At 60.2% G+C, this 13,056-nt stretch carries 8 protein-coding genes and 2 rRNA genes (1 of these 10 running past the window's edge); 6 read left to right on the top strand and 4 right to left on the bottom strand.

Going from position 1 to position 13,056, the window contains the following annotated elements:
* Positions 1-716, top strand: a 23S ribosomal RNA gene (locus tag ACSMDR_RS20170); it begins 2,175 nt to the left of the window's first position.
* Positions 717-840: 124 nt separating this feature from the next.
* Positions 841-955, top strand: a 5S ribosomal RNA gene (rrf, locus tag ACSMDR_RS20165).
* Between the two features lie 214 nt (positions 956-1,169).
* On the opposite strand, the gene ACSMDR_RS20160 is transcribed toward rrf, so the two are convergent.
* From ACSMDR_RS20160 to ilvY, 3 genes are all read right to left on the bottom strand, one after another.
* Complete coding sequence (locus ACSMDR_RS20160) at positions 1,170-3,752, bottom strand: bifunctional acetate--CoA ligase family protein/GNAT family N-acetyltransferase (protein WP_436469479.1); 2,583 nt, start codon at positions 3,750-3,752, stop codon at positions 1,170-1,172.
* A 74-nt stretch (positions 3,753-3,826) separates the two neighbouring features.
* Entirely contained in the window at positions 3,827-4,018 is a 192-nt protein-coding gene (locus ACSMDR_RS20155) for a hypothetical protein (RefSeq protein ID WP_005908019.1), read from the bottom strand.
* Positions 4,019-4,118: 100 nt separating this feature from the next.
* Positions 4,119-5,012, bottom strand: coding sequence for an HTH-type transcriptional activator IlvY (ilvY, locus tag ACSMDR_RS20150; protein WP_005908017.1), 894 nt, complete (start codon positions 5,010-5,012; stop codon positions 4,119-4,121).
* Between the two features lie 236 nt (positions 5,013-5,248).
* On the opposite strand from ilvY, the gene ilvC reads away from it, so the two are divergent.
* Positions 5,249-6,730, top strand: coding sequence for a ketol-acid reductoisomerase (gene ilvC, locus ACSMDR_RS20145; protein ID WP_436469478.1), 1,482 nt, complete (start codon positions 5,249-5,251; stop codon positions 6,728-6,730).
* A gap of 146 nt (positions 6,731-6,876) precedes the next feature.
* Here the strand turns inward: ilvC and pgi are convergent, their stop codons facing one another.
* Positions 6,877-8,526: a glucose-6-phosphate isomerase gene (gene pgi, locus ACSMDR_RS20140; RefSeq protein ID WP_436469477.1), complete on the bottom strand. Its 1,650-nt coding sequence runs from the start codon at positions 8,524-8,526 to the stop codon at positions 6,877-6,879.
* 330 nt (positions 8,527-8,856) lie between these two features.
* Between pgi and ACSMDR_RS20135 the strand changes: the two genes are divergently transcribed.
* The 3 genes from ACSMDR_RS20135 (at position 8,857) to ACSMDR_RS20125 (ending at position 13,052) form a co-directional block, all read left to right on the top strand.
* Entirely contained in the window at positions 8,857-11,229 is a 2,373-nt protein-coding gene (locus ACSMDR_RS20135; RefSeq protein ID WP_436469476.1) for a heavy metal translocating P-type ATPase, read from the top strand.
* 91 nt (positions 11,230-11,320) lie between these two features.
* Complete coding sequence (gene cueR / locus ACSMDR_RS20130) at positions 11,321-11,710, top strand: Cu(I)-responsive transcriptional regulator (RefSeq protein ID WP_436469475.1); 390 nt, start codon at positions 11,321-11,323, stop codon at positions 11,708-11,710.
* 187 nt (positions 11,711-11,897) lie between these two features.
* On the top strand, positions 11,898-13,052 hold the full coding sequence (locus tag ACSMDR_RS20125) for a GGDEF domain-containing protein (RefSeq protein ID WP_436469474.1): 1,155 nt from the start codon (positions 11,898-11,900) through the stop codon (positions 13,050-13,052).
* Positions 13,053-13,056: the final 4 nt, after the last annotated feature.

Below are 13,056 nucleotides of genomic sequence, written 5' to 3'. Positions count from 1 at the left end.
GATGTTCTAACGCAGGGCCCTGAATCGGGCTCGCGGACAGTGCCTGGTGGGTAGTTTGACTGGGGCGGTCTCCTCCCAAAGAGTAACGGAGGAGCACGAAGGTTGGCTAATCCTGGTCGGACATCAGGAGGTTAGTGCAATGGCATAAGCCAGCTTAACTGCGAGACGGACAGGTCGAGCAGGTACGAAAGTAGGTCATAGTGATCCGGTGGTTCTGAATGGAAGGGCCATCGCTCAACGGATAAAAGGTACTCCGGGGATAACAGGCTGATACCGCCCAAGAGTTCATATCGACGGCGGTGTTTGGCACCTCGATGTCGGCTCATCACATCCTGGGGCTGAAGTCGGTCCCAAGGGTATGGCTGTTCGCCATTTAAAGTGGTACGCGAGCTGGGTTCAGAACGTCGTGAGACAGTTCGGTCCCTATCTGCCGTGGGCGTTGGATGATTGAAGGGAGTTGCTCCTAGTACGAGAGGACCGGAGTGAACGAACCTCTGGTGTTCGGGTTGTCACGCCAGTGGCACTGCCCGGTAGCTAAGTTCGGAATCGATAACCGCTGAAAGCATCTAAGCGGGAAGCGAGCCCTGAGATGAGTCATCCCTGACCCCTTGAGGGTCCTAAAGGGCCGTTGGAGACCACAACGTTGATAGGTGGGGTGTGTAAGCGCGGCGACGTGTTGAGCTAACCCATACTAATTACCCGTGAGGCTTAACCATACAACACCCAAGAAGTGTTTCTGGTGCTTGTAGCAAGTGCATGAACTACTTACAAATTCAGTGATAGTGACAAGCAACTAGCGAAGTCGTTATTCACGTCAGCTTTCCGAGATTGAAGTTTTTGCCTGGCGGCCATAGCGCCGTGGACCCACCTGATCCCATGCCGAACTCAGAAGTGAAACGCGGTAGCGCCGATGGTAGTGTGGCATTCGCCATGCGAGAGTAGGACACTGCCAGGCTCCTAATTACAGTCACAGCGATGTGATTGGCCAAAAGATGCGGATGCCTCTTATTGGTAGCAAGACCCTAAAAGCCCGCTCTCACGAGCGGGCTTTTTTCATACCTGCGATTTGGCACGATAGTGCCGCGGCGTAGCGGTTTGCGCGAAGTGGCAGGCGCTTGCCGCACCTTTCTGCTTGAGCCAGAATCCCATCGCCAGCGAACCGATAGTATCTAAACTGCTCCCTCTGACTCGCCGCACGGCAGCAGCATCTCCACCACCCCCTCTTCCAGCTGCATGTCGATGTGAAAACCGAGCCGTTTGGCTAGCTTGATCATGCCCAGGTTGATTGGCATCGTCATACCCGACAGCTGGCCTATTTGCGCCTCCTTGGCATAACGGATGATCTTCTCCATCAATAGGGTACCCAGCCCCAATCCTTTCAGGTCGGATCGTACCAGGATGGCAAACTCGGCATCTCGCTTGTCCGGGGTGGAGATGGCGCGAACTACTCCCAGGATCTGCTGATCGAAAACACCCTCTTGGCCCACCGCAACGAAGGCCATCTCCCGGTCGTAATCAATCTGAGTCATGCGGGCCAGCTCTTCGTGACCGAGCTCTCCCACGTCAGCGAAGAAGCGTTTGTATCTGTCCTCATCGGAGACTCGCAGCACGAACTGTTTATGGGCTGGTTCATCTTCGGGGCGGATCGGGCGCAGCAGTACATGACTGCGATCTTTTAGCCAGGCTCCTTCTTCAAGCTCCGTGGGGTAGGGGCGTATGGCGAGTGTGCTACCCGTTGCGCTCGGCTTGTCATTGAGGGTCAGGCTGGCATCGAGCACCACCATCTCGTCGCCGCAGGCCTGCAGCGGATGCAGATCCAGCTCCACAATTTCCGGGAAGGCGAGCAGCAGTTCGGAGAGTTGGCACAACACCTGGGCCAGGGCCATGATGTCGAGTCGCTCCGGGCTCGCTTGTTCCCTGATCTTGCGGCTCTTGAGGGCTTCGATGATTTGATAGCGGGCCAGAGCCTGATTGAGAGGGGGCAAGGCGGCCACCATCTCCCGGGGCTCGGCCCCGGACTCTCCCAGCAGTATCACGGGGCCAAATACCGGATCCTGCTGAATGCGGATCCTCAACTCCAGCCCCCCGCTCCGCCTGGCCATGCGTTGTACCAGCAACCCCTCGATCCTTGCGCCCGGATCATGCTGACGTACTCGGTCCAGGATGGCATCGGCGGCCTGGGCCACCTCGCTTGAGGTGCGCAGGTTGAGCATGACTCCGTGTACCGATGATTTGTGGGCTATGTCTTGGGATCTCAACTTGACCGCTACCGGGTAGCCAATCTGCTCGGCGGTCAGGGTGGCCTCTATGGCATCGGTGACTATCCAGGTGGGCAGGGTTGCCAGCCCGCTCGCTTGCAGCAGAGGCTGCACCAGGTGTGTATCCAACTTGAACTGGCTGCGGGTCAGCGCTTGCTGGATCAGCTTCTTGCAGAGCGCCAGATCCACCTTGTCTCCTTGCAGGGAGGCGGGTGTTTCCATCAATTGCTTCTGGTTACGACGATATTCCACCATGTGCATGAAAGCATTGATCGCACTCTCAGGAGTACGATAGGTGGGGATACCCGCCTCGTTGAACAGTCGTCTTCCCTCCTGAGCGGAAAATTCCCCAGCCCAGTTGGTCAGCAGATTGAAGCGCCTGGCTCTGGGATGTTGCTTGAGGTAATCGATGAGGTTGCGGGCCAGCTCCACGCCTCGAGCCGTCAGGGAAGGGGCATGGATCAGCAAGATGGCATCGGCCTCATCCCCCTGCAGCACGTTGTCGAGGGCATCCTGATAGGCCTGGATATCCGCATCGCTGCCTATGTCTAGAGGGAAGCCTGCCAGCTTTCCACCCCGTTCTTGCAGTACATCGGCTGCCATATTGGCCAGACCGCGGCCATTGGAGATGATGGCAAGCCGCTCTCCCTTGAGGTGCAACGAGTGGTTGAGTGTCTCCACTGCGGCGAACAGCTCGTGGGTATCCCGTACCCGCAGCATGCCAGCGCGACGGATGGCTGCATCATAGACGTTATCCAGGCCGTGACTCGGGTCGTGACGACCACTCTTGAGCACCAGGATCGGCTTGTTGCGCGAAGCCGCTCGCGCCGCGGAGAGAAAGTGGCGAGCATCGTGCAACTTGTCCATATAGAGCAAGATGGCGCGGGTTGTGCCGTCGCGGGATAGCTGATCGAGCAGCTGACCGAAGTCGATATCGCAGTGATCGCCAAGAGAGATGAAGGCGGAGAAACCGACCTCATGTTGTTTGGCCCAATCGAGAATAGTGGTGCTCACGGCCGCAGATTGGGAGAGAAAAGCGACCTGGCCGGGCTTGGCTGCGATGGGGGAGAAGCTGGCGTTGATACCCTGGCCTGGCAGCAGCATGCCCATGCTGTTGGGACCGAGCAGACGAATACCGTATTGGTGACGCAAGCGCTGCAACTCGGCACGCTCCTGGTCGCTGAAATCGCCGGCCAGTATGATGACGGCGCCGGCCCCCCGTTGGCCGAGGGCTTCGACCAGGGGTAGCACCCGTTCGCGGCGGGTGCAGATGATGGCAAGATCTGGGGCCAGCGGCAGGCTGGCTACATCCGGATAGGCCAGCACACCGGCAATGGCCTGGCTATCGGTGCTGACCGGTAGAATGGGTCCCCTGAACTGGCCTGCCAGCAGGTGGCGGATCACCACGTGCCCCGCCTTCTGGGGGTTGCTCGAGGCGCCTATTACGGCGATGGAGTGTGGGGTAAAGAGACGATCCAGGCCGCTGGGTTTCATAGGGGCATCCGTTACTGGGCACAGAGCCTCAGTCTAACCTGTATCAGGCGGGGGTTCTGTGACCAGATGCGGCATCAACGCTTGCCGAGTTCAGCTGCCTTCAGATAGAACCTCATCTCTCCCTGAATAAGGCGCACAGCCGCCAGATGGCGATCCTGCCGATAAATCTCCTGCTCCTGTTCCAGGCAGGCACGGGGCAAGCCCATGCTCTGAAGGTACTCTTCAAACAATACCGGGCTCCTGATTTCGACGAGATGATCCTTCATGATGACTCCTTGGGTCTCCTTGAGCTAGGGGAGCCTAGTGTAGTCAAAGGGGGGGACGGGGATAGCTGTCAGATCTGTCACTATTCTGGCCCGGTAGCGACTAGCCGTAGTTGTGCTGACCCTTGGCCGTATCCCAGAACGCCTTGACCAGGGGCTCATCCAGCCGCTTCTTGAGCACACCCATACCGACATCGAATGGTTTGAGCGCAGGCTTGGGGTCGACGATGCGGATCTTGTCGCCCATGGGGCTGTGGTCTATGACGGCGGCTGGGACCAGACCGACGCCGCAACCGAGCGCCACCATAGCGACTATCCCCTCGTTACCTGCTACCTCGGCGTAAATATTGGGGGCAATGCCCTTGTTGCGAAACCACTGATCGCAACGTTTACGGGCCAGACCCTGCTCAGAGAGAATGAGCGGCAGTCGCTCCCAGTCCGGCTCACCGTGATGAAACCACTGGCTCAACTGGGGCGCAGTACGGGGGGCGATGAACACCAGGGGGACTTGCTGCAGGCTGGCAAACTCCAGCTTGGCGGGCAGGGCATCGGGGCGGGCGGCGATGGCGATGTCGACCTCTTCGCTGAGGATCTTGTCGACTGCCAGGGCCGGATCGCCTGTTTCCAGCTTGATCTCGAGTTGAGGATAACGACGGCGGAAGCGTTCCAGCACATCGGGCAGCAGGAAGTAGCTGGCAGTCACCGAGCAGAATACCCGCAGCCGTCCCTGCAGCGGTTCGTCACTGCGTTTGAGATCCTGACGTAATCTGCGCCACTCCTGCACCAGATTGCCGCCGAACTCGCGCAGCTTCTCCCCGGACGGGGTGAGTCGCACGCTGCGATTGTCCCGCTCGAACAAGATACAACCGGTTTCCTGCTCCAGGCGCTGGATGGCACGGCTTAAGGTGGAGGGGCTGACCGCCATGGCATCGGCACTCTTGCCAAAATGGAGGCTGTCCGCCAGGTGGAGAAACAGCTCTAGATTACGAAGATCCATCTTTCAATTCCTGCATCGGCCTGTGGTGACGAATATATCGGCTCAGGCAATGGCTCCCTGGCAGGGAAACATGGCGTGAGATAGTGCAGTTTCACATTTCAATTTCTGCAACAGACTGTTTCGAATATATCAGTTCAGGCAATATCTGTCCCGCGCTATAGTGGTTTGGTCAAGGCCCTTAGCGGCACGGAATCTCGCCCATAGCGGCTTGGAATCAATCGAACGGAGCAATCACCATGGCTAACTATTTCAACACCTTGAACCTGCGTCAGCAGCTGGCTCAACTGGGCAAGTGTCGTTTCATGCAGCGCGCCGAATTCGCCGATGGCTGCGACGTGCTGAAGGGCAAGAAGGTGGTGATTGTGGGCTGTGGCGCCCAGGGCCTGAACCAGGGCCTGAACATGCGTGACTCCGGGCTGGATATCTCCTATGCCTTGCGCGGTGCGGCCATCACCGAGAAGCGCGCCTCCTGGCAGAAGGCCACCGACAACGGCTTCGTCGTGGGCACCTACGAAGATCTGATCCCGAGCGCCGATCTGGTGCTGAACCTGACCCCGGACAAGCAGCACTCCGACGTGGTGAAGACCGTCATGCCGCTGATGAAGCAGGGTGCGGCCCTGGGTTACTCCCACGGTTTCAACGTGGTGGAAGAGGGTCAGCAGATCCGCTCCGACATCACAGTCGTCATGGTGGCGCCCAAGTGCCCGGGTACCGAGGTGCGTGAAGAGTACAAGCGCGGTTTCGGCGTGCCGACCCTGATCGCCGTTCACCCGGAGAACGATCCTCAGGGTGAAGGCATGGCCATCGCCAAGGCGTGGGCCTCCGCCACCGGCGGCGACCGTGCCGGCGTACTGGAATCCTCTTTCGTCGCGGAAGTGAAATCCGACCTGATGGGCGAGCAGACCATTCTGTGCGGCATGCTGCAGGCCGGTTCCCTGCTCTGCTACGACAAGCTGGTTGCCGAGGGTACCGATCCTGCCTATGCCGGCAAGCTGATCCAGTTTGGCTGGGAAACCATCACCGAGGCCCTGAAGCAGGGCGGCATCAGCCTGATGATGGACCGTCTGTCCAACCCGGCCAAGCTGCGTGCCTTCGAGCTGTCCGAGCAATTGCGCACCCTGATGCGCCCGCTGTTCGAGAAGCACATGGATGATATCATCGCCGGCGAGTTCTCCCGCGGCATGATGGCCGACTGGGCCGAAGACGACGCCAAGCTGTTCGGCTGGCGCGAAGAGACCGGCAAGTCCGCCTTCGAAAATGCCCCCGTGTTTGAGGGCAAGATCGCCGAGCAGGAGTACTTCGACAACGGCGTGGTCATGGTGGCCATGGTCAAGGCGGGTGTGGAGCTGGCGTTCGAGACTATGGTGGCCTCCGGTATCTATGAAGAGTCCGCCTACTACGAATCCCTGCACGAGTTGCCGCTCATCGCCAACACCGTCGCCCGCAAGCGTCTGTACGAGATGAACGTAGTCATCTCCGACACCGCCGAGTACGGCAACTACCTGTTCGCCAACGCAGCCGTGCCCCTGCTGCGCGAACACTTCATGCCGACGCTGCAAGCTGGGGACCTGGGCAGTGCCCGTGCCGACAGCAATGGCGTTGACAATGCTGCCCTGATTGCCGCCAACGAGGCGACCCGCAGCCACCCGATCGAGCAGATTGGCCAGACCCTGCGCGGTTACATGAAAGACATGAAGCGTATCGCCGTCGGCGGCTAAGCTTCCTTGGGGTGGGGGTGACGATCCCCGTCTTCTGGCTGGCTTGGACACCTGGCCAGATCTCCACAGGAGGGCAACGCCGGCTCCCGGCAATAAAAAGCCCCGCTCGATGAGCGGGGCTTTTGCATTCAGAAAGACTTGGAAAATCAGGCTTTCCAGGCTTTCCAGGTGTTGATCAACCCATTGGTCGAGCTGTCGTGGCTGGTGACAGCCGCCTCTGTGTTGAGCTCCGGAAGGATCTGGTTGGCGAGCTGCTTGCCAAGTTCAACGCCCCACTGGTCGAAGCTGAAGATGTTCCAGATTGCGCCTTGCACGAAGATCTTGTGCTCGTACATGGCAATCAAGGCACCCAGCGTCTTGGGAGTCAGGCTCTTGAACAGAATGCTGTTGGTTGGACGGTTTCCTTCGAATACCTTGAAGGGGGCCAAGGCTTCCGCCTCTGCCTGGCTCTTGCCTGCGGCCAGCAGTTCGCCAAGCACCTGCTCCTGACTCTTGCCAAAGGCCAGGGCCTCGGTTTGCGCGAAGAAGTTGGCCAGCAGTTTGGGATGGTGGTCGCCTATCGGGTTGTGACTGATGGCCGGTGCCAGGAAGTCGCAGGGGATCAGCTTGGTGCCCTGGTGGATCAGCTGGTAGAAAGCGTGCTGGCCATTGGTGCCGGGCTCACCCCAGATGATGGGGCCTGTCTGGTAGTCCACCGGATTGCCGTCGCGGTCCACGTACTTGCCGTTGGACTCCATGTTGCCTTGCTGGAAGTAGGCAGGGAAGCGGTGCATGTACTGATCGTACGGCAGGATGGCTTCGGACTCGGCACCATGGAAGTTGTTGTACCAGAGGCCGATCAGCGCCAGCAGCACCGGTACGTTCTGCTCATAGGAGGCAGTGGCGAAGTGCATGTCCATCTCGAAGGCGCCTTGCAGCAGGGCTTCGAAGTGCTCGAAACCGACCGACAGGGCGATGGGCATACCGATGGCAGACCAGGAGGAGTAGCGGCCGCCGACCCAGTCCCAGAATTCGAACATGTTGTCGGTGTCGATGCCGAACTCGGCCACGGCCTTGCCGTTGGTGGAGAGTGCGGCGAAGTGCTTGGCAACGTGGGCCTTGTCACCGGCGATATTGATGAACCAGTCGCGGGCGGTCAGGGCGTTGGTCATGGTCTCCTGGGTGGTGAAAGTCTTGGAGGCCACCAGGAACAGGGTAGTTTCCGGATCGATCTGCTTGAGGGTCTCGGCGATGTGGGTACCATCGACGTTGGAGACAAAATGCATCTGCAGGTGATTCTTGAAGGGGCGCAGCGCCTCGGTGATCATGACGGGGCCGAGATCGGAGCCGCCGATACCGATGTTCACGACATGCTGGATTGCCTTGCCGGTATAGCCTTTCCACTCGCCGGAAATGATCTTCTCGCAGAAGCTTTTCATCTTGGCCAGCACGGCCTTCACTTCCGGCATGACATCCTTGCCGTCGCACTCAATCGGACGATCGGACCGGTTGCGCAGGGCGGTGTGCAGTACGGCGCGACCCTCGGTCTGGTTGATCTTGTCGCCGTTGAACATGGCGTCGATGGCACTGCGCAGGTCAGTCTCTTTGGCCAGGTCAATCAGCAGCTTGAGCGTCTGCTCCGTGATCAGGTTCTTGGAGTAGTCGATCAGGATGTCGCCACCAAAGGTGAGGGAAAACCTGTCAAAACGCTTGGCGTCCTTGGCGAACAGCTCCTTGAGCTGCATCTTGCCCTCTGCGGCGAAGTGAGCATCCAGTGCCTGCCAGGCCTGGGTCCGGGTTGGATTGATATTTTTCATAGGATTCCTGAGATTCCAAAATTGTATTTGAACCTTGCAGGCAAGGTTCCCGCCAAACCTTATTATTGTGGTTAGTATACCGAGCCGGTGGGTGGACTCATGTAACAGAGTGTCTCGCCCTGGCCGCCCCCAGTTTACATTCAAAACCCCCGAATTATGAGCCAGCCCTATGACAGTGGCATTGAGCCTGCTCATCTTTTATCCGGCTTGTGCTGCGGGTGTTCAGGCCAGGGTAGAGCCCGCTTGCATATTTCTTGTGCCAAATCAGCTTGAGCTTCCCCTTACAGTAAAGGTTAAGGTTGATTCATCGTGAGTCGTAGGAGGCTTGTCATGACCATATCCATCCAGGTGCCGATCCGTGGCATGAGTTGCGCCAGTTGTGCCAGCCGCATAGCAGAAGCGCTCAACCGGATCGACGGCGTCGAGGCCAGGGTCAATTTTGCCCTGGAGCAAGCGGCCGTGACGTTGAGCAGCGAGACATTGCTGCCCGAGGTGGTGGCGAGCATTCGCCAGCTAGGTTACGAGGTGCCAAGCGAGGGGGTCGATTTTCAGGTGAGCGGCATGAGCTGCGCCGCCTGTGCCAGTCGTATCGAAAACGCGCTCGCGGCTCTGCCTGGCATCGAGTCGGCGGAGGTCAACTTCGCCACCGAGCTGGCCCGGCTCAAGCTGCTGCCCGGCTTGCTGACTCCGGCTGCGGTGCGCGACCGTATCGTGGCGCTGGGGTTTGGTGCCGAACGGGTGCGCGGCAGTGTGACCTCCCGTCAGCAACAGTTGCAGGCTCGCGAGCAGCAGGAGCGCGCGGAGGCGAAGCAGGCGCTGCGCCAGGTGGTGATCGCAGCCCTGCTGACCCTGCCGCTGCTGGTAGGCATGTTTGCCATGGCGGGTGTGCTGAGCTGGCATCTGCCAGCCTGGGCCGAGTGGGCGCTGGCCACCCCGGTGCAGTTCTGGATAGGGGCGCGTTTCTATCGCGGTGCCTGGCTGGCGTTGAAGAACAAGGCCGCCAACATGGACGTACTGGTCGCCACCGGTACCAGCGCCGCTTACTTCTATAGTCTCTACCTCTGGCTGAGTCTGGGGGCAGAGGCGTCTGGCCACCTCTATTTCGAGGCGAGCGCCCTCATCATCACCCTCATCTCCCTTGGCAAGTTGCTCGAGACCCGCGCCCGGCGCAGCACCCAGTCGGCTATTCGCGAGCTGATGGCGCTGCGCCCCGATACCGCAACCCAGCTGCGGGGGGAAGAGTGGGTCAGCGTATCCGTGGACGAGGTGTTGCAAGGGGATACGTTGCGGGTGCTGGTTGGCGAGCGGGTACCGGTGGATGGCCGCATCACCCAGGGAAGCAGCGAGCTGGACGAATCCATTCTTACCGGTGAGAGCATGCCGGTGGTGCGGGGGGCTGGCGACTCTGTGCTGGGGGGGGCCATCAATGGTTCCGGGGTGTTGACCATCGAGGCCACCACTGTGGGCGAGGACTCCAGTCTCAGCAAGATCATCGCCCTGGTCGAGAGCGCCCAGATGGGCAAGGCGCCGCTGCAGCAGTTGGTCGATCGCGTCTCGGCTGTGTTCGTGCCCGTGGTGATGGTGATTGCCCTGCTCACCCTGCTGCTGTGGTGGATCCTGGTCGGCGACTTCGGTCAGGCCCTGTTGGCGGCGGTGGCCGTACTGGTCATTGCCTGCCCCTGCGCCTTGGGGCTGGCCACGCCAGCCGCCATCGTGACCGGAACCGGGGTGGCGGCGCGCCATGGCATACTGATCAAGGATGTGGATACCCTGCAGAAGGCTCATGCCATCAAGGCGCTCATCTTCGACAAGACGGGCACCCTGACCGAAGGCAGGCCTGTGCTGCAGCACTGGAGTGGAGATGCTGATTCCCTGCGTTTGGCTGCGGCTCTGCAGCAGGCGAGCGAACATCCTCTGGCCCGGGCCATGGTCGAGACGCAAGGCGAGCTGGCGCTGCCCGAGCCGCAAGAGGTCGAGGTGCGGATCGGCGCGGGCATCCAGGGCCTGGTCGAGGGACGAAAGGTGGCGATTGGCAATCATGAGTTGATGGCGACCCTGGGGTTGGTGGTCGAGACCCCAGAGAGCCGGGATGGGGCGACCCGGGTCTGGGTGGCCATAGATGACAAGCTGGCCGGGGTCGCCGCGCTGGCAGACAAACTTCGCCCAGAGAGCCAGCAGGCGATCGCCGAGCTGGCATCGCGGGGCATAGAGAGCTGGCTGGTGAGTGGCGATGCCGCGGCACCCGTGGCGCATATCGCCGCTAAGCTGGGGCTGGCCGGGGCCTTCGATTCCATCCTGCCGGATGGCAAGGTCGCCAAGGTCGAGGCGCTGCGGGCACAGGTCAAGGGGCTGGTGGCCATGGTGGGCGACGGGGTCAATGATGCTCCTGCGTTAGCCGCGGCCGATGTCGGCATTGCCATGGGGTCGGGGTCGGACGTGGCGATGGAGACGGCGTCCATCACCTTGATGCGAGCGGATCCGCGGCTGGTCGCCGATGCCATCGACATCTCGGCGGCGACCTGGCGCACCATACGTCAGAACCTGTTCTGGGCCTTCGCCTTCAACGTGATAGGCATTCCCCTGGCGGCCCTCGGTTATCTGAGCCCCGAATTGGCGGGGGGGGCCATGGCGCTCAGCAGCGTCACGGTATTGAGCAACTCGCTCTTGCTCAAGCGTTGGCAGCCCAAGGCCGGGCGGGCGTAGTGATCCTCGGGCGGGGCATGGTCCCGCCTATTGCTCGATGTTGAAATAGCACTCCGGCCGCCAGTGGCGCAGCCGGTATCAGGAGTCAGTCATGAATATCAGCAAGGCCGCTCAGGCCACAGGCCTCAGCGCCAAAACCATCCGCTATTACGAGAGCATCAACCTGATCACTGCCCCCCAGCGCAGTGATAACGGCTATCGCAGCTATGGGGAGGAGACGGTGCGCGAGCTGCATTTCGTCAAGCGGGCGCGGGAGACGGGTTTCAACCTGGAGGAGTGCCAGGAGCTGCTGGCCCTGTATCGCGACAAGCACCGGAGCAGTGCCCAGGTGAAGAAGCTGGCTCAGGAGAAGATCGTCGACCTGCGAGATCGCATCAAGGGGTTGCAGGCCATGCTGACCAGTCTGGAGGGCCTGGTGACCTGCTGCCATGGGGATGACAAACCCGATTGCCCCATCCTCGACGAGCTGGAGAAGGGGTGAGGCATCAATCTCAGTCAATATGTGCTTAATGTGTTGATTGTTATGTTCTTTTGTTGAGTTGTATCCAGGCTTTACCCCCTCTTGCCAGCGGCGCGGGCTGATTGAGTGGTTAATAACTGGCCGTTTGTTGTTGGCCGCAAGGGGCTGGGATAGACTATGCGGCCATCGCAAATGGAGTACCTCCCCCTTGAGCCAGAGTGTGACACGACAGGTTAGGCAAGCCATCATGGCTCAGCTCTATACCCATGCTTCGTTCAGTCTGCCCTGTCTGGCGCTGTTGGCCCTGGGGTGGGCGCTGCTGTTTCATGACTACCTGCCCGCCGTCGAGACATTGACCTGGCTTGGTCTGGTGTTATTGACGCTCTGTGGCCGTGGCTGGCACCTGCGTTGGCGTCAGAGTCGGCTCGATACTACCCCCTTGGCCCTGCTCGAGCGGGAGCTGTTCATCGGGGTGACCATCACCTCCATCATCTGGGCCCTCGGCGTACTGCTCTACATGGGCCGACTGCCAGACGCCTATCGTGCCGCCATGATGATGTTGACCAGCCTGATCCTGACCGGTGGCGCCATCATGCTGTTTGGGAGCCGACGCGCCTTCTATGGCGCCATGCTGCCCCTGGGACTCGCCATTCTGTTCGAGCTGGCGCAGGGCAATGAGCAGGAGCGGATCGTTGCCAGCATGCTCGCCGGCTATCTGTTTGTGTTCCTGCCGACGCTGCTGCGCCGCCTGCGCCGGGATCAGGCTGCTTCTCTTTATCACAGCTTTTCCAATGCCAACCTGGTCGCCGAGCTCAAGGTTGTCTCGGAACACCTCAAGCTCACCTCGCGGCGCGACGGTTTGACCGGAATCGCCAATCGTGCCCATCTGGATCACTGCCTTGCCAAGGCGTGGCGCCGCTGCCACCGGGCCCAGGCGCCGCTCTCCCTGGTGCTGTTGGATGTTGATTATTTCAAGCAATTCAACGATCACTACGGCCATCAGTCCGGTGATGAGTGCCTGCAACAGGTCGCGGCCCTGCTCGCCAAGGTGCCGCGGCGCGAAGATGATCTGGCCGCCCGTTACGGTGGGGAGGAGTTTGCCCTCTTGCTGCCCTGCACCAGCATGCAAGGCGCCTTGCAGGTGGCCGAGCAGGTGCGTGATGCCCTCAAGCAGATACAGATCCCTCATCCTAAGTCGCTGGTATCCAGCCAGGTGAGCTGCAGCTTCGGGGTGGCGACACTGGTGCCAGATAACCACTTCGATATTACGGATTTAGTGCAGAAAGCGGATGCGGCCCTCTATCAGGCCAAGCATAATGGCCGGGATCGGATCGAAGTCGCCTTGATGGGTAAGGTGGCTTGACTCA

The organism is Aeromonas molluscorum, assembly GCF_051376105.1.
Lineage (GTDB): Bacteria > Pseudomonadota > Gammaproteobacteria > Enterobacterales > Aeromonadaceae > Aeromonas > Aeromonas molluscorum.
This window is presented reverse-complemented; position numbering and strand designations above follow the sequence as displayed.

What these genes read in the sequence shown, in the direction of transcription:
- ACSMDR_RS20160 (WP_436469479.1), bottom strand. Translation starts at nt 3,752, where the DNA reads ATGAAACCCAGCGGCCTGGATCGTCTCTTTACCCCACACTCCATCGCC.
- ACSMDR_RS20155 (WP_005908019.1), bottom strand. Translation starts at nt 4,018, where the DNA reads ATGAAGGATCATCTCGTCGAAATCAGGAGCCCGGTATTGTTTGAAGAG.
- ilvY (WP_005908017.1), bottom strand. Translation starts at nt 5,012, where the DNA reads ATGGATCTTCGTAATCTAGAGCTGTTTCTCCACCTGGCGGACAGCCTC.
- ilvC (WP_436469478.1), top strand. Translation starts at nt 5,249, where the DNA reads ATGGCTAACTATTTCAACACCTTGAACCTGCGTCAGCAGCTGGCTCAA.
- pgi (WP_436469477.1), bottom strand. Translation starts at nt 8,526, where the DNA reads ATGAAAAATATCAATCCAACCCGGACCCAGGCCTGGCAGGCACTGGAT.
- ACSMDR_RS20135 (WP_436469476.1), top strand. Translation starts at nt 8,857, where the DNA reads ATGACCATATCCATCCAGGTGCCGATCCGTGGCATGAGTTGCGCCAGT.
- cueR (WP_436469475.1), top strand. Translation starts at nt 11,321, where the DNA reads ATGAATATCAGCAAGGCCGCTCAGGCCACAGGCCTCAGCGCCAAAACC.